The organism is Methylomicrobium sp. Wu6, from assembly GCF_035916875.1.
Lineage (GTDB): Bacteria > Pseudomonadota > Gammaproteobacteria > Methylococcales > Methylomonadaceae > Methylomicrobium.
Window position 1 is genome coordinate 1 of record NZ_JAXUHN010000064.1, and the last position, 26,576, is coordinate 26,576.

The window sequence follows — 26,576 nt, forward strand, 5'->3', positions numbered from 1 at the left end:
AAATACGAGTGGCTGCCATTCCAATCGTTTACACCTACCGAACTTGAGGAGGCTATCGATGAAATCGGCGCTGGTTTTGGCTCTCAATACCAATTTACTTTCTGCTAAGCACTTATCGTTATCAGCGTTGCGGATTTTTGTATTGTTGATTCGATTTCTTTACTCATGTCATTACCCATTTAGTTTCACATTTAATTCGTTTAAATTGAGTTGGCTTTGTTTGCGGAGAGCGTTCCTTCCCGCTGTAGATATTCGCTTAGACTTTGGTTTACGCCTTGCCTTAAGTCTTCTGGGCTGATGATGCGGATATGCGGTATCCAATAGCGCACGATGGGTAGCACCTGCATTTCGTGGCCTATGAGTGTGGAGACTATCAGACTGCCGTTTTCTAATGTCTTATCGATCTGTTGGTTGGGCAATACTTGCCGGCGTTGAAAATAGTGAGCGATGGGGGCATCGATTTTCAGGACGACTTCGCGCTTGCTGGAGGTGAACCAAATACTGTCTTCGTCGGCGACTCGTTGTTGGATGGCGGCATCCGGGATAAAAGTTTGCTCGCTTGAGGCAAAGTCGGAGATTCCCGACAATCGAAAGGACTTGAGTTTGTCGTCATCCACGGCGGCCAGATACCAGATGCCTTTATGATTCAGCAATCGGTAGGGCGCTACATGACGACGAGGTTTTCCGCTGAAGGTGAATGTAATCTGGTGGTGTTTCAATATGGCGGTTTCAAGCGGGCTGAACAGGTAGTCGAAGTTTTTGGTGTCTTCGTAGCGATGGCCCTTGACCAAATAGGCTTGGCTGACGGCAACATCCAAAATGCTTTTTAGAAAACCGTTGTCGAGACTGGGAAACAGTCCCTTGATGCCTGCAATCGCAGCAAATTGGCGAATGTCGGAGGTCATGAGTTTACCGAGGTAATAATTCTCCAGACGATAAACGTTGCCGTCTTTTTTCAGTGGCAAATAAGCAAAGCGCTCGTTCAAATCCCGCTGGATGGTACGGGGATGCACTTGGAACTCGTCGGCAAGCGCTTTGGGATCTAAAGCTTGGCCTTCGTTGAGGCGGATGAGGATTTGGGCAAGCCGTATGACTAGCGTGTCGTGATCGTAGTTAGCGGACATAAATTTGCTATCGCGTATTCTGTTGAATCTTGTTTTTCCAAAAGTTGGGTGTACTTTAACAGCGTCATTGGACAGGGCATGTCGCCTTGCTCAACACATTTCGGTATTTTTGAATTGGATTTTTTGCTTGTGCCTAACGTTCTGTATAGTAGGTCAGTTTTTAGCCGATACACTCCGTAATCAGGTAAGAACTCTGCATAGTTCAGGCGTATAGGCTCCGGGGCGATAGGAAGCGTGTCAAACTCGAACAAGTGGTTTGGTCTTATGGTTTACAGTATATATGAAAAAGGCAAACAGAATGGTACGCGGACTGGCCGGATTGAAAGCTTCGTCAAGGGAATTTTGTGTGCTGAGCGACTGTTAGCGCATTGGGTTGGAGCTCGCTTTGACGTGTTGATTGTCATGATTACCTGACATGCTGTTGCCATTTTGCGTCGCGCTCTTGAAATGAGGTTTGATTGCCTCTATTGATTGGAATTTTCAATCAAAAAAGGAAAGTGATCGATGGTTGGCAACTGTTTACGGATGAACGTTGGAATAAACTAAAAACCGTTTTGCTGAGCCTTGGGATTTATGACAAAGCCACGCTTCGACAAACCGTCGAAAGGATTGTTTATCGTCTACGAATCGGCTGTCCTTGGAGAGATTTGCCGGCGGCGTTTGGGAAATGGAATGCGGTCTACAAGCGATTCAATGCATGGTCGCTTCAAGAAAAGTTCATGAAGCTCTTTCAGAATCTAATTGTAGAGCCGGATTTGGAATGGGTATTTATTGATGGCAGTATCGTGAAATCGCATCAGCATAGCAGCGGCGCGTCCTATGAACAGGAAACCGTTATTGGGAAATCGGTGGCGGGCAACACCACTAAAATTCACATGGCCGTTAACGCGGGCGGTCTTCCCCCTCCGTTCTTCAGTCACGGGTGGGAAAGTTCACGATTGTAAAGAAGCTCCGGAATTGGTAGCTAAACTTCTCTCGGCGAAGTACATCATCGCTGACAAAGGCTATGGCAGTGAACCTTTACGGATGCAAATTCGCGATCAAGGGGCTGTGCCGGTCATTCCAAGAAAACAAAATTCAACCATCGGGAATGATGAAATGAATTGGTGGGCACCTCGAAAAACCTCATTTTCAAAAACTCAGACTCAAGCGAATCAATGGGTTAGGTCACGGATTTCGCTGAAATACAGGGTTTTTCGAGGTGCCCTGGTGTCTCTACAAATATCGCCACCTCGTTGAGAATCTGTTTGCGCGGCTAAAGCATTTCCGAGCGATCACTACGCGATATGACAAATTGAAACGTAATTTTGAAAGCGTCATTGCCTTGGCCCGCGCTTTCATCTGGCTACTGACGTGAAACGGCAACAGCCCCTAATTACTTCGATAATTGCCAGTGGCTGCTTTTAGATAATTTTACCCGGCCGGTTTACCGTAATTATTGGCGGCTGTTTTGATTGGAATACTCACCAAATGGCTCACTGCTGAGCCTTGCCGTTCCTCAGATCGTGAAAACAGCTTTGTAATATGCAGCCAGCTTTAGCGCTTGGTGGGTAGTTTCATGCCGGTTTTCGGTCTTAAGACTTCGGATAATTTCGCGTGCGTGGATGAATAGGCGAAGTTCTACGGGGAGGGGCGACCAGACGAAAATAAAAGACATTTTTTCGCCTTATGAGGTAGGCTATTCTAGCCATGACAACAGCCATTTTGTAGCAGGTTCTTGTATAATTTTATCTTATTTATCAAAAATTTATATTATGGCGAAGAGACGGCCAAACGATTGCTCGTAAGTCGCTTGAATAAAGGCTTACAGAAATTGTGTTTTGAAATATACCGCCATTTATACCGTCAATCGCTCAATGTTATCCAAAATTTTGCCCTGATCCGCAAAAATTTCATGAATCCGTGTTTTATCATCTGCAATGATTGCGGTTCGCGCTCGTTGAAGAGTACCGTAAGCTTCAGGTGACGAAAAACCGGACGATCAGATACAGATTTATTCACCATCTTAACGGTAGTGCTAAGGCGAAAAGAACCACTGCAAAGTGTTCAAAGCAACCAAATAAAATTTGCCGATATCAACATAGCTCATCTGAAAGTCTGAATTTACAGTAACTCAAAATAGTGGCGCAATTTTTGCTCAGATCGAAAGAGGATACTTTAGATTAACTTGACTATCTGTTTATTTAATCCACAAATGGAAGAATTTCATATCTAGCTTTCATAAGTGGTTTTGCATTCAATAGACAAATTAATTAACGTCATCCAAAACTCAGCGGTTTTTTAAAGGCCGCCAATACCATCAATTTAAATTTTAAATGACTATGAATATTTCCAGCAAAAGTTTATTTCTTTTCTCATCCTTAATTCTCGCTCAAACGTTCCAAGTGTCCGGCGCTGCAACGCCGAGTGTGACACTTTCGGAGCTTGCCGCCGGGTCGTGGGCAGGAACATACGAAATCGATTACAAATCCGGAAAGACTAAATCAACGCCGATAACCGGAAATGCTTCGGCGACTATCACAGTGGACAATGGTTCGACAACGGAAGGGAAGCTTGATGTGATCAGTGTAGCAACTCCTAGCCTCATGATTACTGGTTCCGTATCCGACATAAAGGGCAAAACACTGACATGGTCTTTGGATTCAACAACAACTACGGAGATCGATGATGAAATTAATAATTTTATGGTCGCTGCCTATCCTCACCTGTCTTCTCCGACGTTTGTCTTGAAAAAGATCTCCTATACACCATTTAAAATAACGAACGCAACTACCCTTGGTAAAGGAACCGCAACAATTGTAGGAACAATTAAAGGAACCGTATTAAATGCCAAAGGCAAAACTGTCAAACAATCCTACCCTTTAAATGGGAAAGTAACGATTACCTTTGGTAAAAAATCGTAATCTATTGTATCCAAGCTACCGCTGAAAATCTTGGAAGCTGAGCAAGGCGAAGCGAAGATTTTTAGTCCCCGATAGCCGTAGAGCCGGGCGGGTTCGCAAAGCGAAGCGGAGCAAACCTGCAAGGCATCGCGACACGGCGTAAAGTCATTGTGAAGCGGAGCTCCGATCCACTTGTTGGGTTGGAGCGGGCGAAGCAGGACGGATCGGGGCGCCGGAGGCAATAGCTGCCGTATAATTAATGAAACGACTTGCCTTAACACCAACCGCGTTATCTTAATGTTGAATCCCCCTGTTGACTCTTCGCCCATTGCGGCTAAAACCACCATCCGCTCGAATTAGAATATACCTCGTCCCACAATGCGCTCCACGTTACCTAATTACGGACCACCTGATCGCGTGCACCTCGGATTCCCGTATACGTTGTCTTCTGTTTTTATCCAACGCTATCTCAAATGGCCAATCAAATTCTGCAATCGTGAGTTGTTTCGAGCTATAGGTTCGGATTATCGGTGCACGGTTTTTGCCAGTTAGGACTCGTCTTTCGTACATAATTATACCGAAATCTCAACAATACCTATTCCATATCAAAGGGTTATAATTACTGAGTAAACTCTAATTAATAAATCATTTTATCCTGTCCCAACGTGATATTATGCATATTCTCGATCTTGTCCGAATGTTTGTTCTAAACGGTCAGGGTTATCGTAAGTAGTAAATGACAAGAGGATAATATGAAAAAAATAACATTGATCGGTGCGGCTTTATTGGGTCTTTTAAGTGCTCCGGTATTTGCCGAAGAACATGCGGATGCAGCTCTGGAACATACCAATATGGCGATTCAGTATGGAAAAGCCGAACACAATTCAATTTTGGTCACGCATGCAAAAGAGGCTTTGAGTCATGCGAAAGTTGCCGTCGAACTCGCAAGTGGCGAATCTAAAACTCATCTGGCTGCCGCGGTAAAATCACTGGAATCGGCTATAGACCACGGAAAAATGAAAGGCAAGGAACATGGAAAATTGGCGACCAAAGCTGCTGAAGCGGCAGCGGAACACATTAAAGCCGGCAATCAGTAATCACAATTTTTGTAAAATATTGAATTAGCGCTTGCAGGCGTAAAGAGACGATAAAATGAATACCCTATAGGCTTTTTGTTTATGGGGTTTTCATATTTAATCGTTGCTATTTCCGTCCTGAGTGGCAAGTAATCTAAACTTTTTGAAGGCGTTAACCTTTTAAGTAGCTCTTCTTTGCAGTGAATGATCGTGTTTCGGCCAGAAACTCGTATTGCTGATCGATGATGGGCTGCAATTCCCGCTTTTTGATTTTGGCAACCAACCTCCGGCGTAATGTTATGATGCCCGAACGCGGATGCCGGATAGTTTAATAATTTGGGGCATATTTTAAAATGCAGTTTTTAAACCCCTGAGTCGCACAGTTTTTAGGCAATTGTTTGGCTGTCTCGTACGCAGTCAAGCGTCAATGATTGACCGGTTCACAAAGACAAATGCAAAGTTTAATCCGACTCTATCGGCATGGCGCTATGTTGCCGTCTTGCTCTTGGTAACACCGATTTTCTCAGTCGCAGAAACCTATGAGCGGGTAATAATCGACCCAAACGGTCAACTTCATATTTTCACCAAGGATCGGCGAGAAATTTTACCCGTTAAAGAAAAAGAACAAACGGGAGTTCAACAGGCCGCCATCGCTCCGGATCATCGCGCCGACGGCAAGACTCGATTTTTTACGGGTAACGACTTGCCGATCTGGCACTGGCAATTCTTGTCTGCAGAAAAACAAGCGGCTTTCGATCAAGAAACCATTCACGGAGGCCTTGGTGTGCACTGCGAATTGCGCGATGTCTCGACCGGACGCTTAGTCGCCGCGAGTAAACCCGGACCCGGAAAAACAAGAAAAGCCGGCCGGGCGGATGACCGAACTGGAATCCGAAAAGTGGGAGCCTGACCTTCGGTCCTGCATTGGTTGGTCAATATCAAGTCATCGAAGAAGCGGGAATTTGGTTTGCCGACTTTGTTTGAAAGGTCTATCATTTTGCTACCGTTATTTAGTTATGAGATTCGCATGTCTGGCTAGCTGATTAAAATATCCCTCCCGAATTGCACCGCAGACCCGAGGAGGAAGCCGCGCTCCACTATCGCTTCATAACTCGCCAAGCCTTGATGCCACTGAAACAAAATGCCATTTCATAAGCAGCCCAGCCCACCACCCAGCGAAGCACAAATCATGTTTGCTTATGCCGAGATGGCAAAGCATCGAACGAGTCATGGCCTTCATTTGCTTTTTAGTATTGTAACTTTGGGTTTATGGCTCATTTTTTGGCTGGCGGTCAGCGTCCGCAATACCGATCGACGCAATCGAATTGCTCGTGAGTATGGGTTGCCCGCCGAAAGCAATATCGCTTATAAAATCTTAATCATTTTTCTCATCTTATTTTTAGTCGGCGTCTATCAAGTTTATTCAATCCTGTTTACCCATACACCAATTGAGGCTGGAGAATCCGTTAAACCGGCGGCGCAGAAGAAGCAGGAAACAAAATGGACGTACTTAAAGGAAGAAGACGAATTGGGGCGTGGTATGATCCAAACAGCGACAATTTACTCGCTGAACGAAATCGAATTCAGCCCGCCAAACGAGGGAAAACAACGTGCGGTTCTGACCTTGCGAAAAAACTATGACAACTCTCATGATGTCTATTTTGGACTACAAAAGAGCCGGTCCCAGTGCAATTCGCGAGTTTGCGGCATTACCGCCCAATTCGACAACGGCCTGACTCAATTTTTCGAGGCATCCCCCGCTGAAAACGACACTACGCCGGGGATTTACATCAGCAATGCGGATATCTTTATCCAGTTAACCGAAGCGGCCAATGTCCTTACCATCACAGCCGACTTCTTCAGTGAGCCCACTCAGACCTTTCAATTTGATATCAGCGGTTTGTCCTGGAATTACTAATCTTTATGGACTAAAGGGCCTACGCCGGACGGGCATAAGGCACTGTCCGCACAATTTCGTTTTGGCTATTGTTACGTTCGGCACAATCGCATTTGAAATCGTTAACGCTCGTACGAAGTTAATTTCTATGCCGACGTAAGGGCGCGAACCTCAACACATCTGAGTGGCAAATATTGAGGCTCGCGTGTCCACACTCACCATAACGTGTTATGGGTAGTTATGCATTAATTGAGGCCGCCCCGCCCCCCCGATTTTTCCGGCTGAAGTAAAGATTTATAAATTTCCTCGGCCTCTTTCAAAGTAACTGAAGCGCCGGAAGTATCGCCTTCGCGGGCTAGACGCCGGGCATTGGCGATGGCTCGGGAACCGCGTTGCGCCTTGACTTCCAAGGAGCCGCCAAAGATATCTTTCGAAGACTGCGTTGCCGCCTTCATATGTTCTTGAGCCGTATCCTGCTCATTCGCAGCAAGCGCTTTTTGGGCAGCTTCAAGATGGGCAATGGCTGTACTGATTCTATTGGCCATAACGCCTTCGGCGACCCCGGCTTTGCTGATATTTCCGGTGGATAGAGATAAAACCAGAAAACCCGAAACTACCCCTGCTTTGATAATATTCATCATTTTACCCTCCTACAACGAGTTAATTTACAAGCCCTCAGAAAAGCAATTCGCGCCTCCCAAGAGTTAACTTCATTGAAAAAATATTTGAAGATGCAAAAAACTGATAAGTGCTTCGCGAGAAGTTCGTTTGCAACCTGTGAATAGCAAATCAATGACTTAGAGAGCTCAAGAAATGCCAATGAACTTGTTGCTATTCACTTACTAACGAAACCTGTTGGGTTTCTCAATACATCAATTCGACTTAAAAATACGGATTTGATTCGATGAATACGCAAATAATAGGAAAGTAGCGGATAAACGCCGCTTAATTATCTGAAACTTGGTAATCTTACCAATTGTTTAATACGCGATTTTCAGCACACTATAGATCTGCGTATTTTTCAAATACATGTTCTGTAGGTATGTGGATTTACATGCGGAAAATTCTTGGTGTTAGAATGAAACATTCCGACGCAAATTGAATTTAGGTGAAGTCTTATGATTAAGGGCGTTATAAAAACGATACTTGTTGCTCAGTTGCTGATTTTTTCGAATTCTTTATTTGCGTTACCTGCGGGGACGCTGGATTCTAGTTTTAGCGACGACGGTTTGGTGACGACTGCCGCGGGCGCCTCGTTCTCGGTGGCCGAGGATCTGATCCAGCAACAAAACGACCTCAAACTGGTTGCGGTCGGCCGCAGTAATGACGGCGTCGGCGCTTTTGATCGGTTTGCCGCTGTGCGATATTCAAGTAATGGCATTGTGGATACGAATTTTGGCGGCGACGGCATCGTCAACACGACCGTGGGCAGCGGTAATGCAGGGGCTTTCGCGGTGACTCAGCAGGCAAACGGTAAGTTGGTCGTGGTTGGGCTGGCTTTGAATTCGAATGCGCAGCCGACCAGCGATTTTGCGGTGGTCCGTTATAACGCCAACGGTTCTTTGGACACCAATTTCAACAATGGCGGGATCGTGCTGACGCCGCCGCATTCGAGGGTCGATTTAGATGTGTTCGAGGACGGCGCTCAAGCGGTGGTCGAAACACCGGAGCATAAGTTAGTCGTGGCGGGCTTTAGCGGTACGGCAACCGACAGTGATTTTGCGCTGGTCCGTTATAACAGCGACGGTTCTCTCGATACGAGTTTTAGTCCTATTGGCGAGCCGGGAAAAGTTACGACCGATTTTGGAAACATGCGTAACGATGTTGTTTTTTCGATGATTCAGCAGGCTGACGGCAAACTCTTCGTGGCCGGTTTCAGCAATAATGCCGCTACCAATACCGATGATTTTGCGGTCGCGCGCTATAACGCTGACGGCACTCTCGATAAGGGTTTCAATTCGAATGGCTTAAAAAGAACTTCGATAAGCAGCGGCGATGACCAGGGTCTTTCGGTGATTCAATTAACAGTCGAAGGCCCAGACAAAGACAAATACGTAGTTGCCGGTTACAGCACGACGAGCGGTAATGAGGATATTGCACTGGTGCGCTACAATCAAAATGGCAGCCTAGATACCACTTTCAGCGGAGATGGTATTGTCAGAACGCCGATTGGTTCAGGAAATGATCGGGCTTATCAGGTAATGGAATTGCCTAACGGTAAATTGCTGGTGGCCGGTTATACGCAAGTTGGAATCAATGACTTTGATTTCGTACTGGTACGTTATAATCAAAACGGCAGCCTTGATACCTCTTTCAGCGGCGACGGTAAACTCAGCACCAGTTTCGGTGCAGGTTCGGATCAGGCTTTCGCCGCTGTACAGCAAGCGAATGATTATCGCATCGTGTTGGCGGGGGCGGCCTCGATAACAACCAACTTAGTGAGCCAGAAACGCCTTGCTCTGGCTCGTTATCTTCCCGGCGATCTAGACAACGATGGGGTTCTCGATTACATAGATAACTGCCCAAATACAAAAAATGAGGATCAGGCCGATCAGGATAAAGATGGCATTGGCGATGTGTGCGATGATGACAGGGATGGTGATGGTCATCTGAATAAAGAAGACGCTTTTCCAGATGACCCCACTGAATGGAATGACAACGACGGCGACGGGATTGGCGATAATGCTGATCCGGATGACGATAATGATGGTGTTCCGGATGAAGATGATCCCTTTCCGTTCGATGCTAACTTGTTGAATCAATTCAGCGGCGAAAAGAAAAGCGATTATCTCGGTTATAGTGTCGCCAATGCGGGCGATATTATCTATACATACAAAGACATTGATAACAAGGTCATCGTCGGTTTCGGCAAGGACGGATTCGACGACGTGATTGTCGGAGTGCCTCGCTTTGATAAAAAAGAAGGCAAAAAGACTTTAAGCAATGCCGGTTCGGTCTATGTCTATTCGGGTAATTTCGCAGATCAAGCCAAGCGGATCGAATTTACGGGGAGCGCGGCCGGCGATCAATTTGGCAGCGCAGTAGCGGGTGGCGGGGATGTAAATGGCGATCTCGTACCCGATATTATCGTGGGTGCGCCAAAAGCCGATGTGAATATTGCTGTCGATAATAAAAATAAAAAGCTGAAGGATGCGGGAATAGCATATGTCTTTTCAGGAGCTGACGGCAGTGAGTTATTTCGTATCGAAGGCGAGTCGGCTGGCGATAATCTGGGTAATGCGGCCAGTTTTATGAAGGATATCAATACCGACGGCTGGAATGAGATCATCGTGGGCGCCTGGAAAGCGGATAGGGTCGACACCAGCACCGGCAAAAAAATAACAGATGCGGGTGCAGCATATGTTTATTCTTATAAAGGCTCGGCTCACGCCTTGCTGCATAAATTCGAGGGTGAAAACAAGGGCGATCTGTTCGGTTTTAGTGTTGCCTCGACAGATGCGGATCAAAGCGGCAAAGTTGACGCGATAATCGGTGCTTACGGCGTTGACACGCAAAACAGCAGCGGCAAAAAAATGAAGGATGCGGGCGGAGTCTATCTTATTTTGCTGGGTAATGGAGGAGTTGGGCCAACCTTACGTCTTGGAGGGGAGCACGCAGGCGATCGTCTCGGTTTCGCAGTGGCGAGTGCAGATGTCGATGGCGACGGCTTGGCGGATGTGCTGGCGGGAGCGCCACAGGAAGATTATGTTCAAGAAGCTACGCAGGACGCCCCGAAAAAAACTTTCCAGGACGCCGGTTCTGTGCACGTCTTTTATGGAAAAACGCTACCAAAGTTTAGTCTTTATCATAATAAAGAGCCTCAAAAAGGCGCATTGTTCGGTAGCGCTATCAGCGATGCCGGTGTTTTTCCGAGCGAAGTGGGGCACAAATTCATCGTCGGCGCCTATAAATACGACCCTGTCGTGAAAGGCAAAAAACTGGCGAACACGGGCAGAGTGTCCTTGCATCGCGGTTGCGACGCCGAGGAACTTCTGACCTTCGACGGCCACATTCAGAATAATTATTTCGGCTTTGCGGTCAGCGGAAGCAGCGATCATAATGCCGATGGTTTTCCCGACATGATCGTAGGCGGCTATCAGGACCATTCGGTTGTCGACGGCAAAAAAATTAGTAATGCCGGTGTCGTGGAACTATTGACCGGAAAATACACAAGCGTCCCTTGCTCGTCACAGCCGTGAGTTTTACCGGTTTCTCAGCGTTGTTCGAAAGCGAGGAAGGGGTAGCTTTGGGTGTTTTCAAAAATTAATCGAACATTTCCATGCTTTCCCGCTTATCCACACACGTCGGAGCCTTACTCTGGGAGAGCGTCGGTAACACAAGAAAAAGATCGGAGCGAAATTTTTATAAATGAGCCGAATCCGACTTCAAGTCGCTCATAAATGCGTCAATGACTGCCCGGTCAGCATGCGGCATCACGACCACATGCGCATAATCCTGCTGTTGGCCGTTTATAGCCAAATGCATTGTGGCCAGCGAATATTTTTTGACGATCCGATCTGTGGGTTTTTTAAAATAAATCGTGTTTGATAGCTCGTTCGCGCGCACCGCATCTCGCTTAGGAAAGAGGGACTGCATTTGTTGCAGAAAATAATCCGAATTTTGCATCATAGAGCGAGCATCTTCGGTCAGTTTTCCCATCGCTTCCGGCGATGAAAAGAAATAAAATTCCGCCGGTTTGACCGCGTCGCGCGAACAGGTGATCGTGCCCGGTACATGATGGATGTATTCGGGATTGTGAATCTTGCTGAACAGCGCATTGAACTCATCGAAATGGCTTTGCGTGGTAATGAAAAGGCCTGCGGGCGATGGAAAGCCGAAAAATTTGTGGCAGGAAACCGCGATCGAATCGTAGCGCGCCGCCGGTTTGCCCGGTAATTGATAGGCGACAATGTCGGCATGCTTGGTGAAGGGCAGATAGCCGCCAAACAGCGCCGCATCCAGATGCAGATAGCTCGGATGTTCTTCGAGGACTTCTTGAATACGGTCGATAGGATCGACTGCGCCTTTGAACGTGGTGCCGATCGTCGCGATTACCAAAGCCGGCTGTGGTCGATTGGCGGCAAGCTTTTGCGCGAGATCGCCTGGATCCATACCGCCATCCGGCAGCGTGTCGACAAATACGGTTTCAAGTCCGAGCAAGTCGCGCAAAATTTGCACCGAGTAGTGCGCTTCCTTCGTGAAATAGGCTTTCGGCAACACGCCGGTTCGACCTTTCAGAATCGTTCGGCCCATATACATGCCGTGCATGTTGCTGTCGGTGCCGCTATGCGAAAGAAATCCCCAAGTATCGTCGGCCGGAAACGCATAGCGTTTGCCGAAGCGATGGATCACTTCACGTTCAAAATCATGCGTGTTGTAAGGTATCGCACTTTCCTTGTACGGGTTGCCGACATTGTTGAACGCAAACATGCCAATGCCAGCATCATTGAGTTGCTTGCGCCAGGCAAAAAAGGCTTCGGGCGGCGTATTCATGTTGATCGGATAGCCCAACAGATTGTTTTTCAGCTTTGCGAGCTTTGTTCTCTCGGCCAACGGCAAGAGCTTGAGCGTAGCGATTTCGTTTTCCGCCGGCAATAAATTCAAATTCGTCGGCTTGCAACCGCTGGCAATTGCAAGCATGCCTGCGCCGCCATAACCTAAAAAACGTCGTCTGGAGAGCATCATAATGTTATCGTTTTAGTTATTTAATGATGTTTTTTCGGCTTAGGCAACCGTCATTTCAGCATCAGCATTTGGCAGATAGTAAATCCCTTACTCAAGGTAGTATTATGTAAGCGTCTCGGTTTTTCCGCAACCGTAGAAATTTGTCGGACAGAAACCGGGTTCAACTCATCAGCACGCTACGGCGTTTTGCGCCCCAAGTTCCGGGTTTTTCGGTAAAGATACCCGCGCAAGTCGCGCCGCAAAATTTGCAATTGCCGGCGGCGTCAAGATTCCAGTCCGACAATTCATACCAGTCTCGCCCGATCAATAATTTGCCACAGCCGTGACAGTAGGTGCTTTCGGCCAGTTTGTCATGCACATTGCCGATGTAGGCGTAACGTATGCCATTGGTGATCGCAATTTGCCGGGCTTTCAGCAGCGAATGACGCGGCGTGGGCGGTTTGTCGAGCATCTTCCAGTCGGGATGGAAGGCGGTAAAATGCATCGGCACGTCCGGCCCGAGATTTTCGACGACCCATTGTGTCATTTCTTCAATCTCCGCGTCCGCATCGTTTTCGCCGGGAATGATCAAGGTCGTCAACTCCAGCCAGACCGAGGTTTCGTGCTTGATATATTTGAGTGTGTCGAGCACCGGTTGCAGGTGACCGCCGGTGATTTGGTGATAAAAGCGCTCGCTGAACGCTTTCAGGTCGATATTGGCCGCATCCATCCATTGATAAAATTCGGCCCGGGGGGCCGGTGTCACATAGCCGGCCGAAACCGCGACCGATTTCAAGCCGAGACTGCGGCAGGCCTGCGCGGTATCGATCGCATATTCGTGGAAGATGACCGGATCGTTATAAGTATAGGCGACGCTGGCGCAGCCCTGGTCGAGCGCGGTTTGGGCAATCGCCTCTGGCGAAGCCTTACTCATCAGGGTATCCATTTCGCGCGATTTGCTGATGTCCCAGTTTTGGCAAAATTTGCAGGCCAGATTACAGCCGGCAGTACCGAACGAAAATACCGGCGTGCCGGGTAGAAAATGATTCAGCGGTTTTTTTTCGATCGGGTCGATTGCGAAACCGCTGGAGCGTCCGTAGCTGGTCATCACGATCTGCCGATCCAGATTCTGCCGTACAAAACACAGGCCGCGCTGGCCTTCGTGCAGTTTACAAAAGCGCGGACAAGCGTCGCATTGCACCCGGCCGTCGTCAAGTACATGCCAGTACAGGGTTTTGACAGTATCGGCGGAAACAAATTCGGTCATCGCCATTCTCCAGGAACCATTAAAAATTCAATTGGTCATTAATTATTAGAATAATAAAATCAACCTGCAATATTGTTCAGGGGTTGATAACGCGATTTGGATTGATTTAGGAGAGAAGGCAACGATATGAATAGACAACCCGCTGTAGCAGGGACCTTTTACCCTGCCGAGCCTCAGCAACTGCATCTGCTGCTCGATCAATATCTTAATGATGCCGAAACCGCATCAAAAGTTCCCAAGGCGATGATTGTGCCGCATGCAGGCTACATTTATTCTGGTCCTGTGGCCGCCAGCGCCTATGCTCGGCTGATCAAGGCGCACGATGTGATTACCCGAGTGGTGCTGATCGGGCCTTCGCATCGGGTCGGTTTTCATGGTTTGGCGATCACCAATGCGCAGAACTTCATCACCCCGCTCGGCAGTATCGAGGTCGATCAGCAGGCGGTGCACATGATCGCGAAATTGCCTTTTGTCGATTATATGGAACAGGCTCACGCGCTGGAACATAGTTTAGAGGTACACCTGCCGTTTTTGCAGGAAACGCTGGATGATTTCAAGATCGTGCCCATCGTGACCGGCGATGCGCCTGCCGAGCAGGTCAGTCAAGTACTTGAGTTGCTGTGGGGCGGCGAGGAAACGCTGATCGTAATCAGCTCGGATCTGAGCCATTATCACGATTATGCGACTTGTCAGAAACTCGACAAGGAGACCAGCGTGGCGATTGAACATTTACAATATGAAAGTCTGGGATTTGATTCGGCCTGCGGTCGGGTCGGCGTAAGCGGCCTATTGAAGTTGGCGAGGGAAAAGTCGCTGGCCGTCAAGAACATCGATTTACGTAATTCCGGCGATACAGCAGGGGATAAAAAAAGGGTCGTCGGGTACGGGGCTTATATTGTCGAAATATGATGTTAGGGGGGGGCGACGAAGTCGTTATTTGGCGCCGCTATTAACTCGACGACGTGTTGAAAAATTATTTTGCGGAGCGATAGAACCAATCGTTGTCCCTACGACGGCGAAATCTATTTGGCCAAGGCGTTTTATGCGCAATCGGAAGCCGACCGGCTGTTTGCGGATTTTTACCGGACGCTAGCATGGCGGGAGGAATTGATTTTTATCTTCGGCAAGTGGTGCAAGGCTCCTCGCCTGATGTGTTGGTACGGCGACGCTGACGCTGTTTATACCTATTCCGGCGTGGCCCATGAGCCTATGCCGTGGAGCGCAGAATTGTCCGCGGTCAAGACTCGGGTCGAAATAGCTGGCGGTTGCACATTCAACAGTGTGTTGGCCAATTTGTACCGCGACGGCCGGGATTCGATGGGGTATCATGCGGATAATGAAAAGGAGCTCGGCATCGATCCGGTGATTGCGTCGTTGAGCCTGGGCGATACGCGCCTGTTCAGACTGCATCATAAAAAGCACCGCGAAAATCTGGATTTTGTATTGGAGCACGGGGATTTATTGATCATGGCCGGCGCTTTGCAACATCATTGGGTGCATGCTTTGCCGAAAACCAGGCAAGCGAAAAATCCCCGGATCAATCTGACTTTTCGTAAGATTATGCCGCCGACCCGGCCGAGTTCAGACCGCTAGAATCCTTCCCCAATCTATGCCGACACCCACCCAGACGATTTTTATCCATACCGCCCTACCCTGCGAGGCCAGGCCGCTGATCGAGCGTTTCAGGTTGAAAAAAGATCTGAGCAGTCATCCTTTCGAGGTTTACAGCCAGGATCAGATTAGCCTTACCGTGACCGGCATCGGTAAATGCGCGATGGCGGCGGGTGTGGCTTATACACAGGCAAGAGTGGGTATGGCCGACAAGCCGATCATGCTGAATATCGGCATCGCAGGTCACGGTGATCATGAGGTGGGCCGCGTGTTTTTGGCCGGTAAAATCATCGATGCGGACACGCGGAAAAATTATTACCCGCCTTTGGTGTTTTCTCCGCCGTGCCCGGCCGAGACGCTACGAACCGCATCGAATCCGCAACTCGATTATTCCGAGCCGTATCTTTACGATATGGAGGCTTCCGCGTTTTACGAAACTGCAATGCGCTTTTCGAGCGGCGAACTGATTCAGACGTTGAAAGTCGTTTCGGACAATCGGCATTCGCCTGCGCAAAATTTACAACCCAATCAGGTCGCGGAGCTGATTGCCGCGCAATTGCCGGTGGTAAATTCCTTATTGGCCGAACTGCGTGGTCTCCAGAGCTTGATTTCGGCGCCGGAACCGGCGCAAATACAGACATTGCTTGAGCGCTTTCATTTAACGGCGAACGAAAGGCAGCAACTCCGAAACCAGTTGCTGCGCTGGGAGTGTCTGGCCGGAGGAAAAAAGCTCAATATCGATCAAGTTAGTTGTAAAAACGGCAAGGAAGTTTTGGCATGGCTTGCGCGGCAAATCGACTCGCTTGACTATGTCCTGTAGGAAAGACATAACGCTTGAAAATTTAACGACGCGGAAACTTATGATTGACAGCTATGATCTGCAACAACTTCATGCGGATATGCGCGCATGGCGGCAACACATTCATCAGCATCCCGAAACCGCCTATGAAGAAGTCGAAACGGCGCGTTTTGTCGCCGAAAAACTGAAGGAATTCGGTTTGGCTGTGCATCGGGGGCTCGGCAAAACCGGCGTGGTTGCGACATTATCGTCGGGCGACAGCCCACGGAAAATTGCATTGCGCGCGGACATGGACGCCTTGTTTATCGAAGAAAAAAATACTTTTTCGTATAAATCCGAACATCACGGCAAAATGCATGCCTGCGGCCATGACGGCCATACCGCGATGTTGCTCGGCGCGGCCAAACTATTGGCCGAAAAACCGAACTTCAACGGCACGGTGGTGTTCATCTTTCAGCCAGCCGAAGAGGGCCGCGCCGGCGCCAGGCAAATGATCGAGGACGGTTTGTTCGAACAATTTCCGGTCGAACAGGTGTTCGGCATGCATAATTTTCCGGATATTCCAGTCGGCCATTTTGCGGTCAGGCCGGGGCCGATGATGGCGTCCTTCGACTGTTTCGAAATTCGCGTAAAAGGCCGGGCAACGCATGCCGCGATGCCGCATCTGGGCGCCGATGCGGTCGTCGCGGCCGCGCAAATCGTCAATGCGCTGCAAACGATCGTCAGCCGGACAATTGATCCGGCTGATTCGGCGGTAGTCAGTATTACTCAGATTCACGCCGGCAATGCCTGGAATGCGATTCCGGAAGAAGCGGTGATTCGCGGTACTTTTCGGTGTTTCAAATCCAGCGTACAGCAGATTATCGGCGAAAAAATTCGTCAAATCGTCGAGGGGGTTTGTACCGGACTCGGCGTTGCCGCGGAAATCGCTTTCAATCCCGAAAATCCGGGTTATCCGGTCGCCTTCAACAGCGAAGCCGAAACGGCCGTTGCGGTAAAGGTCGCCATTGCGGTTGCCGGTGCTGAAGGCGTCAATCTTCAGCCCACGCCGTGCATGGGCTCGGAGGATTTTGCGTTCATGCTGCAGCAAAAACCGGGCTGTTATATCTGGATCGGCAACGGCGCATCGCATAACAGTTGCTTGCTGCATAATCCGCATTATGACTTTAACGACCAGATCCTGCCGATCGGCGTAGCTTATTGGATCAGGCTGGTTGAAAGCGTTCTGCGGGATGAAATTGTGTTCTGATCGCGGAAAGACGGCGGCCCCGATTTGCTTTTGGTCACAAAACTTACATATTTGCCGGGTAAAATGCATCGATACTTGTCATTTCGGGCTTACAATCCGCCAATCGTCGGCGCTTATGGAACTGTCGCTGCTAACGCTAAATCTGCATACATACCAGCAGCATCCGCGCCATTGTCCGTTTGATGCGATGCATCAGCATGAGCGTGAGGTGCAGATCATCGCTGAGGCGATTGCCCACCTGAAAATCGACCTGATTTGTTTTCAGGAGGTCGGGGAGTACATGCACGATCCGATCGCGCATCCGTACGGCGAGTCGCCTTCTAACATGGCGTTCCGGATTTGCGGCAAATTGCGGCACTGGGGGCTTTGGTATCACATTCATCAGGACTGGAGCCACATCGGTTTCGGCCGTTGGCGTGAAGGCACCGCGATCATGAGCCGCTATCCGATGCGACATAATCATTCGGCTTATGTGTCTTGTGATCAGCGCAAGGACAATTACATGTCGCGAAATGTGACAATGTCCTGTATTGATGTGCCGTGGTTTGGCCTGCTGCATATCGCGAATGTGCATTTGAGTTGGGCGCATCACGGCTTTTATGAAGAATACGCCAATTTGCGACGCTTGATTGATTCGCGCCGGCATTTCGGCGTCAGAGGCGAGCTGATCGCGGGGGATTTCAACGCGCCCGCCGGAGGGCAGGCGTATCATCATGTCGTCGGCAATGCCGAGTATGTGGATCAGTTCAGTGAACTGCATCCACAACGCTTTTACGAACCCAGTTATCGGGGTCAAATCGATGGCTGGAAAAATCATCCGCCTTGTCGAATCGACTTTATTTTCAAGCGTAATGGCCATCCGATGCGGATCGAATCGATGGACACGATCTTCAATGATCGTTTCTATCCGATCGTTTCGGATCATTTCGGTTATTTGGCAAGGTACCGGCTGTATTGATTTTTCGCCCGCGTCAAACGTGCCTGGCTATGTTCCGGTTCCTCTTCCTCGCGCTGATTCACAACAGCGGTATAGCTAAAGGTGCTTACTCGTTTTCCTTTTTGCGCTCAAACAGCATGTGCGCCATCTTTCTGGCTTTGGTTTTTAGATAATCGAGATTGTCATTGTGGGCTGCGGCAACAATGGGGATCCGATCCACAACATTCATGCCCAGTTTTTGCAGGCCTTCGATTTTTTTCGGATTATTCGTGATCAGTTCGATCGATTTGACGTTTAGGGAGCGCAGAATCAAAGCGGCAATGTCGTATTCGCGTTCGTCGGCAAGATGGCCCAGGTGAATGTTCGCATCGACCGTATCCATGCCCGCATCCTGCAAATTGTAGGCTTGAAGCTTCTTTAAAAGGCCAATGCCGCGCCCCTCTTGGCGCAGATAAATCAGGATGCCAACGCCTTTTTCGTCAATCATTTGCAGCGCCATGTCGAGTTGTTCGCCGCAATCGCAACGCCTCGATCCGAGCACATCGCCGGTAAAGCATTCGGAATGGATGCGCACGGGTACATGTTCGATGCCGTCAACCTTGCCTCGGACCAGCGCGACATGCTCCTTGTCATCGAGATTGTTACTGTAATAATGCAGGATGAATTCGCCGTGCCGTGTAGGTATCGGTGTTTGAACTAAATCTTCTACTTTTGGTTTCACGTCAATTATCAATTCAAAAACTCCTTATATTTTACTCAAATCCATCGCTCAAGATAGAATTTCCGGTCATTTGACCGCTTCGATCAATTTGATGATATCGCTGCTGCGCTCATCGACGCGCACCTTTCGAAAGCCGCAGGCCTGCACATTTTTGACCGTATTGCGATTGATATTCGCGCCGGCCAGCGAGACGACCAGGGGATTCAAAAGATTCATTATGCCGGCCAAAACCGGTCTTGAACTGATTACATGCTCCAGCAATAAAACCCGCCCGCCCGGCTTGCAGACCCGGTGCAATTCTTTCAAGCCTTTCATCGGCGAAGGCACCGAGCAGAATACAAAGGAACCTACGACTGTGTCGAAACTGTTGCTGGCATAATGCAGCGACTGCACATCCATCAGTTCCAGATCCACATTGCTGTGTTTTCTGTTCTTTTTGTTCCGAGCCTGCTCCAGCATTTTCGGGCTGAAATCGATCGCGGTGATGCGGGCGCCGGCAGGATAATAGTCGAAGTTCTTGCCGGTGCCGACGCCGACTTCGAGAATGTGTTGGCCTTCGACGGACTCCCAAAGTTTTGTTCGCCAACTTTTGAAAAACAGGCCCTCCATCATCGCTTCAAGGCAGTCGAAATAAGGCGCGAGGCGGTCATAACGCTGTTGTATCTGGGCGCTGTCAAGTTTCATGGGCTGAACCAATGGATAAAAAAGTATCTTTTCTGATGCCGGATGGGATATTCATCCGGTCCGAAATGTTTGGTAATACACGGATATACATGCTTGTTTACATTAGCAGGCGCTATTCCAGATAGTTGGGACGGGGTTTTCAAACCCGAGCCTTTCCAAGGGGCTAATAAGTAGTGCCTTTGCTGGCTTAAATTACTTGCCTTTCGCAATCGGCCGGTTTTTATTCCGGATCCATTCGCTCCACGAACCGGCATAAAGCTTGGAGCCCTTGAGTCCTGCGTATTCCATCGCCAGCAAATTATGGCAGGCGGTCACGCCGGAGCCGCACATGTGCACGATCTGTTCCGGCGGTCTATCGCCGATCAAGGCCTGAAATTGTTGGTGCAATTGATCGGCGGGCAAGAATTCTCCGCTACCGGCAAGATTGGCTTGAAAAGGCCGGTTGATCGCGCCTCGGACATGGCCGGCAACGGGGTCTATCGGCTCCACTTCGCCGCGGTAACGCTCGGGTGTGCGTGCATCGATCAGGCTAATCGATCTTTCGGCGAGACGGTTTTGAACTTGGCCAGCGGTCAGCCAAAACGATTCTTGCAGAGAGGGTCGGAAGGCCGCAGGTTTGATCGCCGGCAACGCGGTTGTGATCGGATAGCCTTTTTGTCGCCAATGCTTGATACCGCCGTCCAGCACCGCCACTTTGTCATGGCCGAGAGTGCGCAACAGCCACCAGAGACGCCCTGCGAAAGCGCCGCCCGCATCGTCGTAAGCAACAACCTGGCTCTGATTGTTGATGCCCCAGTGGCCCAGCTTTTGAATCAATGCGCGAAAATCAGGCAGTGGATGGCGGCCTTTCTGGCTGGTAATCGCGGATGACAAATCCTTGTCGAGATGGGCATAGCGCGCATTCGGAAGATGCCCGTGCCGATAATTTTTCGCGCCCAGCTCAGTGTCGACCAGAGAAAACCTGCAGTCGATGATGACCCAGTCCGGATTGTCAAGTTGCGCGCGGAGCGCATCGGCGGTGATGAGTGTGCTGTAAGACATTATAATTTATACCTTCAAGATGATTTTACCGATATGATGTCCGGATTCGAGCCGTTCGTGCGCCTTGGCGGCATCGCCAAGATCGAAAACTCTATCGATGACCGGCCTGATTTTACCCGATGACAATAAAGGCCAGACCTTTTCGCGCAATTTCCAGGCGATTTGCTGCTTGAAAAGATCGTCACGGCCGCGCAAGGTCGATCCGGTCAGCGTCAGGCGTTTCAGCATGATCTGCCAGAGATCTATCTCCGCCTTGGCGCCGTGCTGAATTGCGATTTGCACCAGTCGGCCGTCGTTCGCCAGACACTTCAAATTTCTGGGTAAGTAATCGCCGCCGATCATGTCCAGGATCACATCAGCGCCCTTATTATCGGTCATCTGTTTGACAGCATCGACAAAATCCTGCTCCCGATAGTTGATTGCGGCATCGGCGCCGAGTTGCACGCAACATTCGCACTTTACATCGGAACCGGTCGTAATAAAGACTCGGGCTCCAAAGGCTTTTGCCAATTGTATCGCGGTCGTGCCGATGCCGCTGCTGCCGCCGTGAATGAGCAGCGTTTCGCCGGCCGATAAATGGGCGCGATCGAAAACATTGCTCCAGACCGTAAAAAATGTTTCGGGCAGCGCCGCTGCCTGGATAAAATCGATTCCCTCCGGAATAGGCAGGCAAAGCGCGGCCGAGGCTGTACAATAGTCGGCATAACCGCCGCCGGTTACCAGCGCACAAACTGGTTCGCCAATGCTCAAATGGCGCACGTTTTCGCCCAAGGCAGCAACCGTTCCGGCAATTTCGAGACCTGGAATATCCGAAGCGCCGGGAGGCGGCGGGTAAACGCCGCGGCGCTGCATCACATCGGGGCGATTTACGCCGGCGGCGGCAACCTTTATCAGCACTTGATGCGCCGATAGGGTGGGTATGGGTCTTTCCGCGAGACTGAGTACCTCGGGGCCGCCGGGTTGAGTGAACTCTATCGCGTGTATCGAAAGTGGTAGGGGCATAATTAAGCGGTTGTCGCGAGTGTCCGGTTGAAGTTATCGATTTTTGCGAATCTGGAAGTATTATATACTCACGCAATTTCAAAGAAATGAACAAGAAGGATTTAAACCAATGATTCGTGCAGGAATAGTTGGCGGCACCGGCTACACCGGCGTGGAGCTGTTACGGATTTTAGCCTTGCATCAGGAGGTCGATGTCGCGGTAGTCACCTCACGTACGGACGCAGGCGTGCGGGTGGATGCGTTATATCCGAACCTCCGCGACTATATCGATGTGGTTTTTACCGCGCCGGATGTCGATGCGTTGGCCGCATGCGACGTGGTGTTTTTTGCGACGCCGAACGGTACGGCGATGCTTATGGCCGGACAATTGCTGGCGCGCGGCGTGAAAGTGATCGATCTGTCCGCCGATTTTCGTTTGCAGGATGCAAAGGAGTGGAGCCAATGGTACGGCCTGGAACACGCCTGTCCCGATCTGATTGGCGAGGCGGTGTACGGTTTGCCCGAAGTCAACCGCGAAGCGATCAGAAGCGCACGGCTGATTGCCTGTCCGGGTTGCTATCCGACCTCGGTGCAGCTTGGCTTTTTACCGCTGCTGGAAAACGGCTTGATCGATGCCGATCATTTGATTGCCGACGTCAAGTCGGGGGTGAGCGGCGCGGGCCGCAAGGCGGAGCTTGCGACGCTGATGAGCGAATGCGGCGAAAGTTTCAAGGCTTACGCAGTGCCTGGACATCGGCATTTGCCCGAGATCAGGCAAGGCTTGCGTGCGGCGACCGGCAAACCGGTCGGTTTGACTTTCGTGCCGCATTTGACGCCAATGATACGCGGAATTCATGCGACCTTATACGGACGCCTCCATGCGGACGCGCGCGATTTACCGGCGCTTTATGAACAAAGATACCGCGACGAGGTCTTTGTTGATGTGTTGCCGCAAGGAGCACATGCCGATACCCGCAGCGTGCGCGGCAGCAATCGCTGCCAGATCGCGATTCATCAACCGCAGGATGGGAAGACAGTCGTTGTCCTGTCGGTAATCGATAATCTGGTGAAAGGCGCGTCAGGTCAGGCGGTGCAGAATATGAATCTGATGTTTGGCCTGGAGGAGGATTTGGGGCTAAGAACGGTGGCATTGTATCCGTGAAGATCCAATGGTTTAACTCGGCGGCAGATCCGGAGTGATATTGCAAGATCGGAAATCTTGACTCCTTTACTAGGTATAGTCATAATTTCTGCTATACCTCAACTTTTTTTGTGTATTTAAAAGCTTATGGCAAATCCAATTAATTTTACCGATAGCGCGGCCGCGAAAGTCAGCGAACTGATTGCCGAGGAAGGCAACGACAATCTCAAGTTGAGAGTCTATGTGACCGGCGGCGGCTGTTCGGGTTTTCAATATGGCTTCACGTTCGATGAAGAAGTGAACGAAGACGATACCAGTGTCGTCAACGGCGGCGTGACAGTCTTGATCGATTCGATGAGCATCCAATACTTGCAAGGCGCCGAAGTGGATTACAAGGAAGATGTGAACGGCGCGCAGTTTGTAATTCGCAATCCGAATGCAACGACGACTTGCGGGTGCGGGTCATCGTTTTCAGCATAACGAAAAAGGGCGGTTTTCAGACCGCCCTTTTTTTTATCCTGTCGATTTAAGCGGACAAGGATTACTGGTTTTTAGCCAATAAATTTCTGGATTTTGTCTGGTAAAGTTTCGCCAAAAGCGGCTTGGTCTGGTCTTTAAATTCGGCCAGTTGCTGATTGTCCACGCGCATCGGGCGTTTGAATTCCAGAGATTCCGGATTTTGATGTACGCCATCCTTCCTGAATTCGTAGTGCAGATGCGGGCCCGTGGCGAGCCCGGTCTGGCCGACATAGCCGATCACTTCTCCCTGCATCACATGATCGCCGTCGTTCAAGCCGCGTTTAAAGCCGGAAAGATGGGCGTATAGCGTTTCATAGTGATCGCCGTGTTTGAGGATCAGCACCTGCCCATATCCGCCTTTGCGGCCCTGGAAAGTGACTTCGCCGTCGCCGGCGGCTTTAACCGGGGTGCCGGTGCGGGCGGCATAATCGACACCTTTGTGTGCGCGAATGCGGTTAAGGACTGGATGTTTCCGATGGGTGTTGAAATGCGAACTGATCCTTGCGTAATCGACCGGAGTGCTCAAAAAGGCTTTGTGCAGGCTGTTGCCTTCGGGGGTGTAATAACTCGCATTGCCTTCGGCGTCTTCAAATCGGACGGCGGTCAGAAATTTGCCTTGGCTGACAAACTCGGCCGCATAGATATGTTGGGCTTTGGAGTCGCTCGCATCGGGGGAGTTTTTATAGAGGACTGTGAATTGATCGCCGGCATGTAAATTCGATGCAAAGTCGATGTCCCAGGCGAAAATACGGGTCAATTCATCGATCAGTTCGTCGGACAGGCCCGCCTTGTGGCCTGCGTCGGCAAGGTCCGTTTCGATTACGCCGTACACACCGGAAAGTTTCTTGGATTCGAGCGGCGTATGTGATTCCAAGTAGCCGAGACTGTGATTACGCGAAGAAATAATGTCTGAAGAAGTCCGAACGGTTCCGAAGCGTGGCCCCTCTTGAAGGTTTGTTTTCTGAATGTGCAACCGGCTCTTCGCCAAGGGATAGAGCGTCGTGGAGATGCGGCTTGTCTCGGTCTCTACCTGTTCAAGAGAAGCGATGTATTGCTGATCGGGCTCCGTTGTTATCGTGCCTTGTATATAGGACATGGTCGATCGGCCGGAGGATGCCCGTTGGCTCGTTGCTTTGCGCGTATGCGCTTTCATGCGCTTTGATGCGTCAGCCGCATATTTTTTTATGGCCAAGTGCGAAGTCCTGGCATCGGCCGTTGCCGATGTAAGCGCCAGACCCACACTTATCAGGAGGGGGGCGTAAAATCGAATTTTCACGATGATAAGATAAGTTATTGAAATTAAAATAATAAAGTAATAATTAACTCTGCCCTTACGCCATTGTACGGTTTTTTTTCATATTTGCCAATTATAGACGAGTATTTTTTATTTATAATGCCTATCGCACAATATTGAATATTGATTATCTACTGAGTTTTTAATGGAGAAACTGGTTGAAAGCGGAAATAGTAGCGGATTTATTAAGGGGCGCGCAAGATGTGCTGCTCGAACAGGATTTGGTTAAAAAACTTGAGGAAAAACGGCCGCTTAGAGTCAAGGCGGGATTTGATCCGACGGCGCCCGATTTGCACCTCGGGCACACGGTTCTAATCAACAAACTGAAGCAGTTCCAGGATTATGGGCATGAAGTGCTGTTTCTAATCGGCGACTTTACCGGCATGATCGGTGATCCGACCGGCAAGAATGTGACACGCAAGCCATTGACTCGCGATCAGGTGATCGAGAATGCTAAGACCTACGAAGAGCAAATCTTCAAGATTCTCGATCCGACCAAGACCCTGGTGATGTTCAACTCGAGCTGGATGAATGCAATGTCTCCGGCCGACCTGATCCAGTTGGCCGCCAAGCATACAGTTGCAAGAATGCTCGAACGCGACGACTTTAGCAAGCGTTATAAAGGGGGGCAGCCGATTGCAATCCATGAATTTTTGTATCCGTTGATTCAGGGTTATGACTCGGTTGCGATGAAGGCGGATGTCGAACTGGGTGGAACCGACCAGAAATTCAATCTGCTCGTCGGTCGCCAGTTACAGGAGCTTTACGGCCAAAAACCGCAGGTCGTGATCACGATGCCGATTCTGGAAGGTTTGGATGGCGTTAACAAAATGTCCAAATCGCTGAACAATTATATAGGCATCACCGATGCGCCTGACGACATGTTCGGCAAGATCATGTCGATTTCGGATGAATTGATGTGGCGTTATTTTGAATTGCTGAGTTTCCGTTCGATGGCTGAAATTGGGCAATGGCGGCAAGAATGTCAATTAGGGGGCAATCCCCGCGATTACAAAGTACTGTTGGCCCAAGAAATCATCGAACGGTTCCACAATGCGGCGGTGGCGCAAAAAGCACTCGAAAATTTCGAGGCCAGATTTCAGCGCGGCGCGATGCCTGATGAAATTGAAGAGAAAGTAATTAAAATTCAGGGTGACCGTTATGGCATCGCAAGTATATTAAAAGAAGCGGGTATGACCGGCAGCACATCCGAAGCGATCCGGATGGTCAATCAGGGCGGAGTCAAGGTCGACGGTGAGAAGGTTTCCGACCCCAAACTGGAAATTGAAGTGGGTACTCATCATATCTACCAGGTAGGCAAAAGAAAGTTCATGAAAGTCAAGCTTGCTAACTGAGAGATTGCTGTTCGGTAACATGGGATTGAATTGAAAAACAGCGTGTTATCGGATTGACGTCTAGCTTTTCTCGAAATTTTGTTACAAATTTTAATAATCGACTTGCAAAGTGTGGGGGAGTGCGTATAATGCGTCTCTCTTTCGGCGGTGACGCCGACAGGGAAAGGGAGGTCAGCCGGGTTTTGAAAAAACCGAAACGGAAGTGTTGACAAATGAATGAGACTGGTTATAATGGTCGGCTCATCAAGACTTGGGCAAGAAGCCCTGTTCATCCTGAACAGGATGAGTGAGAAAGGAAGTCGAAAAAGAGTTTGACAAGTTATAAAAGTTCTTT

At 49.5% G+C, this 26,576-nt stretch carries 23 protein-coding genes and 1 pseudogene; 15 read left to right on the forward strand and 9 right to left on the reverse strand.

Going from position 1 to position 26,576, the window contains the following annotated elements; genetic code table 11:
- Nucleotides 1-200: 200 nt before the first annotated feature.
- A complete protein-coding gene (locus tag U2W12_RS07260; RefSeq protein ID WP_326500004.1) occupies nucleotides 201-1,124 on the reverse strand; it encodes a WYL domain-containing protein in 924 nt (307 codons plus the stop codon).
- A 515-nt stretch (nucleotides 1,125-1,639) separates the two neighbouring features.
- On the opposite strand from U2W12_RS07260, the gene U2W12_RS07265 reads away from it, so the two are divergent.
- The 6 genes and pseudogenes from U2W12_RS07265 to U2W12_RS07290 all read left to right on the forward strand — a co-directional run bounded on the left by U2W12_RS07265 (nucleotide 1,640) and on the right by U2W12_RS07290 (nucleotide 7,000).
- Nucleotides 1,640-2,363, forward strand: a protein-coding gene (locus U2W12_RS07265) for an IS5 family transposase (RefSeq protein WP_326500026.1) whose coding sequence is annotated in 2 segments (ribosomal slippage) — nucleotides 1,640-2,035 and nucleotides 2,037-2,363 — 723 coding nt in all. Because the reading frame shifts where the segments join, the coding sequence is not laid out codon by codon here.
- Nucleotides 2,326-2,481 (forward strand): annotated as a pseudogene (locus U2W12_RS07270) (transposase); the annotation flags it as partial. The gene U2W12_RS07265 and the pseudogene U2W12_RS07270, both read left to right, overlap by 38 nt.
- A gap of 964 nt (nucleotides 2,482-3,445) precedes the next feature.
- Nucleotides 3,446-4,027, forward strand: coding sequence for a hypothetical protein (locus U2W12_RS07275; RefSeq protein ID WP_326500005.1), 582 nt, complete (start codon nucleotides 3,446-3,448; stop codon nucleotides 4,025-4,027).
- 731 nt (nucleotides 4,028-4,758) lie between these two features.
- A complete protein-coding gene (gene smbP, locus U2W12_RS07280) occupies nucleotides 4,759-5,103 on the forward strand; it encodes a small metal-binding protein SmbP (RefSeq protein WP_326500006.1) in 345 nt (114 codons plus the stop codon).
- Nucleotides 5,104-5,509: 406 nt separating this feature from the next.
- The gene (locus U2W12_RS07285) at nucleotides 5,510-5,992 is read left to right on the forward strand and encodes a hypothetical protein (RefSeq protein ID WP_326500007.1); all 483 of its coding nucleotides are present in this window, start codon (nucleotides 5,510-5,512) and stop codon (nucleotides 5,990-5,992) included.
- Nucleotides 5,993-6,271: 279 nt separating this feature from the next.
- Nucleotides 6,272-7,000 (forward strand): DUF4234 domain-containing protein, encoded by a 729-nt coding sequence (locus tag U2W12_RS07290; protein WP_326500008.1) that lies wholly within the window; start codon nucleotides 6,272-6,274, stop codon nucleotides 6,998-7,000.
- 224 nt (nucleotides 7,001-7,224) lie between these two features.
- Here U2W12_RS07290 and U2W12_RS07295 read toward each other — a convergent pair whose 3' ends face one another.
- Nucleotides 7,225-7,620, reverse strand: coding sequence for a hypothetical protein (locus tag U2W12_RS07295; RefSeq protein WP_326500009.1), 396 nt, complete (start codon nucleotides 7,618-7,620; stop codon nucleotides 7,225-7,227).
- 477 nt (nucleotides 7,621-8,097) lie between these two features.
- Here U2W12_RS07295 and U2W12_RS07300 point away from each other — a divergent pair, with 477 nt between their 5' ends.
- A complete protein-coding gene (locus U2W12_RS07300) occupies nucleotides 8,098-11,178 on the forward strand; it encodes a thrombospondin type 3 repeat-containing protein (protein ID WP_326500010.1) in 3,081 nt (1,026 codons plus the stop codon).
- A 163-nt stretch (nucleotides 11,179-11,341) separates the two neighbouring features.
- On the opposite strand, the gene U2W12_RS07305 is transcribed toward U2W12_RS07300, so the two are convergent.
- The gene (locus U2W12_RS07305) at nucleotides 11,342-12,664 is read right to left on the reverse strand and encodes a pyridoxal-dependent decarboxylase (RefSeq protein ID WP_326500011.1); all 1,323 of its coding nucleotides are present in this window, start codon (nucleotides 12,662-12,664) and stop codon (nucleotides 11,342-11,344) included.
- Between the two features lie 160 nt (nucleotides 12,665-12,824).
- The gene (gene amrS / locus U2W12_RS07310) at nucleotides 12,825-13,910 is read right to left on the reverse strand and encodes an AmmeMemoRadiSam system radical SAM enzyme (RefSeq protein WP_326500012.1); all 1,086 of its coding nucleotides are present in this window, start codon (nucleotides 13,908-13,910) and stop codon (nucleotides 12,825-12,827) included.
- Between the two features lie 126 nt (nucleotides 13,911-14,036).
- On the opposite strand from amrS, the gene amrB reads away from it, so the two are divergent.
- The 5 genes from amrB to U2W12_RS07335 all read left to right on the forward strand — a co-directional run bounded on the left by amrB (nucleotide 14,037) and on the right by U2W12_RS07335 (nucleotide 18,527).
- Nucleotides 14,037-14,819, forward strand: coding sequence for an AmmeMemoRadiSam system protein B (gene amrB / locus U2W12_RS07315; protein WP_326500013.1), 783 nt, complete (start codon nucleotides 14,037-14,039; stop codon nucleotides 14,817-14,819).
- A gap of 69 nt (nucleotides 14,820-14,888) precedes the next feature.
- Nucleotides 14,889-15,503, forward strand: coding sequence for an alpha-ketoglutarate-dependent dioxygenase AlkB (locus tag U2W12_RS07320; protein WP_326500014.1), 615 nt, complete (start codon nucleotides 14,889-14,891; stop codon nucleotides 15,501-15,503).
- Nucleotides 15,504-15,519: 16 nt separating this feature from the next.
- Nucleotides 15,520-16,341: a hypothetical protein gene (locus tag U2W12_RS07325; RefSeq protein ID WP_326500015.1), complete on the forward strand. Its 822-nt coding sequence runs from the start codon at nucleotides 15,520-15,522 to the stop codon at nucleotides 16,339-16,341.
- A 40-nt stretch (nucleotides 16,342-16,381) separates the two neighbouring features.
- Nucleotides 16,382-17,569, forward strand: a complete 1,188-nt coding sequence (locus tag U2W12_RS07330; protein ID WP_326500016.1) for a M20 aminoacylase family protein — start codon at nucleotides 16,382-16,384, stop codon at nucleotides 17,567-17,569.
- Nucleotides 17,570-17,684: 115 nt separating this feature from the next.
- On the forward strand, nucleotides 17,685-18,527 hold the full coding sequence (locus tag U2W12_RS07335; protein ID WP_326500017.1) for an endonuclease/exonuclease/phosphatase family protein: 843 nt from the start codon (nucleotides 17,685-17,687) through the stop codon (nucleotides 18,525-18,527).
- 85 nt (nucleotides 18,528-18,612) lie between these two features.
- Here the strand turns inward: U2W12_RS07335 and ribA are convergent, their stop codons facing one another.
- The 4 genes from ribA to U2W12_RS07355 all read right to left on the reverse strand — a co-directional run bounded on the left by ribA (nucleotide 18,613) and on the right by U2W12_RS07355 (nucleotide 21,954).
- Nucleotides 18,613-19,227, reverse strand: a complete 615-nt coding sequence (gene ribA / locus U2W12_RS07340) for a GTP cyclohydrolase II (RefSeq protein ID WP_326500018.1) — start codon at nucleotides 19,225-19,227, stop codon at nucleotides 18,613-18,615.
- A 66-nt stretch (nucleotides 19,228-19,293) separates the two neighbouring features.
- Nucleotides 19,294-19,911 carry a class I SAM-dependent methyltransferase gene (locus U2W12_RS07345; RefSeq protein WP_326500019.1) on the reverse strand — a complete coding sequence of 206 codons (618 nt, stop codon included), beginning with the start codon at nucleotides 19,909-19,911 and terminating at the stop codon, nucleotides 19,294-19,296.
- Nucleotides 19,912-20,103: 192 nt separating this feature from the next.
- Nucleotides 20,104-20,952 (reverse strand): sulfurtransferase, encoded by an 849-nt coding sequence (locus U2W12_RS07350; protein WP_326500020.1) that lies wholly within the window; start codon nucleotides 20,950-20,952, stop codon nucleotides 20,104-20,106.
- Between the two features lie 6 nt (nucleotides 20,953-20,958).
- On the reverse strand, nucleotides 20,959-21,954 hold the full coding sequence (locus U2W12_RS07355) for an NAD(P)H-quinone oxidoreductase (RefSeq protein ID WP_326500021.1): 996 nt from the start codon (nucleotides 21,952-21,954) through the stop codon (nucleotides 20,959-20,961).
- Between the two features lie 109 nt (nucleotides 21,955-22,063).
- Between U2W12_RS07355 and argC the strand changes: the two genes are divergently transcribed.
- Nucleotides 22,064-23,095 carry an N-acetyl-gamma-glutamyl-phosphate reductase gene (gene argC / locus U2W12_RS07360; protein WP_326500022.1) on the forward strand — a complete coding sequence of 344 codons (1,032 nt, stop codon included), beginning with the start codon at nucleotides 22,064-22,066 and terminating at the stop codon, nucleotides 23,093-23,095.
- A 126-nt stretch (nucleotides 23,096-23,221) separates the two neighbouring features.
- A complete protein-coding gene (erpA, locus tag U2W12_RS07365) occupies nucleotides 23,222-23,554 on the forward strand; it encodes an iron-sulfur cluster insertion protein ErpA (protein WP_326500023.1) in 333 nt (110 codons plus the stop codon).
- A 61-nt stretch (nucleotides 23,555-23,615) separates the two neighbouring features.
- Here erpA and U2W12_RS07370 read toward each other — a convergent pair whose 3' ends face one another.
- A complete protein-coding gene (locus tag U2W12_RS07370; RefSeq protein WP_326500024.1) occupies nucleotides 23,616-24,689 on the reverse strand; it encodes a M23 family metallopeptidase in 1,074 nt (357 codons plus the stop codon).
- 356 nt (nucleotides 24,690-25,045) lie between these two features.
- Between U2W12_RS07370 and tyrS the strand changes: the two genes are divergently transcribed.
- Nucleotides 25,046-26,242: a tyrosine--tRNA ligase gene (gene tyrS, locus U2W12_RS07375; RefSeq protein ID WP_326500025.1), complete on the forward strand. Its 1,197-nt coding sequence runs from the start codon at nucleotides 25,046-25,048 to the stop codon at nucleotides 26,240-26,242.
- Nucleotides 26,243-26,576: the final 334 nt, after the last annotated feature.

Excerpts from the sequence above, each read along its gene's own strand:
- U2W12_RS07260 (WP_326500004.1), bottom strand. The coding sequence starts at position 1,124 with ATGTCCGCTAACTACGATCACGACACGCTAGTCATACGGCTTGCCCAA.
- U2W12_RS07275 (WP_326500005.1), top strand. The coding sequence starts at position 3,446 with ATGAATATTTCCAGCAAAAGTTTATTTCTTTTCTCATCCTTAATTCTC.
- smbP (WP_326500006.1), top strand. The coding sequence starts at position 4,759 with ATGAAAAAAATAACATTGATCGGTGCGGCTTTATTGGGTCTTTTAAGT.
- U2W12_RS07285 (WP_326500007.1), top strand. The coding sequence starts at position 5,510 with ATGATTGACCGGTTCACAAAGACAAATGCAAAGTTTAATCCGACTCTA.
- U2W12_RS07290 (WP_326500008.1), top strand. The coding sequence starts at position 6,272 with ATGTTTGCTTATGCCGAGATGGCAAAGCATCGAACGAGTCATGGCCTT.
- U2W12_RS07295 (WP_326500009.1), bottom strand. The coding sequence starts at position 7,620 with ATGATGAATATTATCAAAGCAGGGGTAGTTTCGGGTTTTCTGGTTTTA.
- U2W12_RS07300 (WP_326500010.1), top strand. The coding sequence starts at position 8,098 with ATGATTAAGGGCGTTATAAAAACGATACTTGTTGCTCAGTTGCTGATT.
- U2W12_RS07305 (WP_326500011.1), bottom strand. The coding sequence starts at position 12,664 with ATGATGCTCTCCAGACGACGTTTTTTAGGTTATGGCGGCGCAGGCATG.
- amrS (WP_326500012.1), bottom strand. The coding sequence starts at position 13,910 with ATGACCGAATTTGTTTCCGCCGATACTGTCAAAACCCTGTACTGGCAT.
- amrB (WP_326500013.1), top strand. The coding sequence starts at position 14,037 with ATGAATAGACAACCCGCTGTAGCAGGGACCTTTTACCCTGCCGAGCCT.
- U2W12_RS07325 (WP_326500015.1), top strand. The coding sequence starts at position 15,520 with ATGCCGACACCCACCCAGACGATTTTTATCCATACCGCCCTACCCTGC.
- U2W12_RS07330 (WP_326500016.1), top strand. The coding sequence starts at position 16,382 with ATGATTGACAGCTATGATCTGCAACAACTTCATGCGGATATGCGCGCA.
- U2W12_RS07335 (WP_326500017.1), top strand. The coding sequence starts at position 17,685 with ATGGAACTGTCGCTGCTAACGCTAAATCTGCATACATACCAGCAGCAT.
- U2W12_RS07345 (WP_326500019.1), bottom strand. The coding sequence starts at position 19,911 with ATGAAACTTGACAGCGCCCAGATACAACAGCGTTATGACCGCCTCGCG.
- U2W12_RS07350 (WP_326500020.1), bottom strand. The coding sequence starts at position 20,952 with ATGTCTTACAGCACACTCATCACCGCCGATGCGCTCCGCGCGCAACTT.
- U2W12_RS07355 (WP_326500021.1), bottom strand. The coding sequence starts at position 21,954 with ATGCCCCTACCACTTTCGATACACGCGATAGAGTTCACTCAACCCGGC.
- argC (WP_326500022.1), top strand. The coding sequence starts at position 22,064 with ATGATTCGTGCAGGAATAGTTGGCGGCACCGGCTACACCGGCGTGGAG.
- erpA (WP_326500023.1), top strand. The coding sequence starts at position 23,222 with ATGGCAAATCCAATTAATTTTACCGATAGCGCGGCCGCGAAAGTCAGC.
- U2W12_RS07370 (WP_326500024.1), bottom strand. The coding sequence starts at position 24,689 with ATGTCCTATATACAAGGCACGATAACAACGGAGCCCGATCAGCAATAC.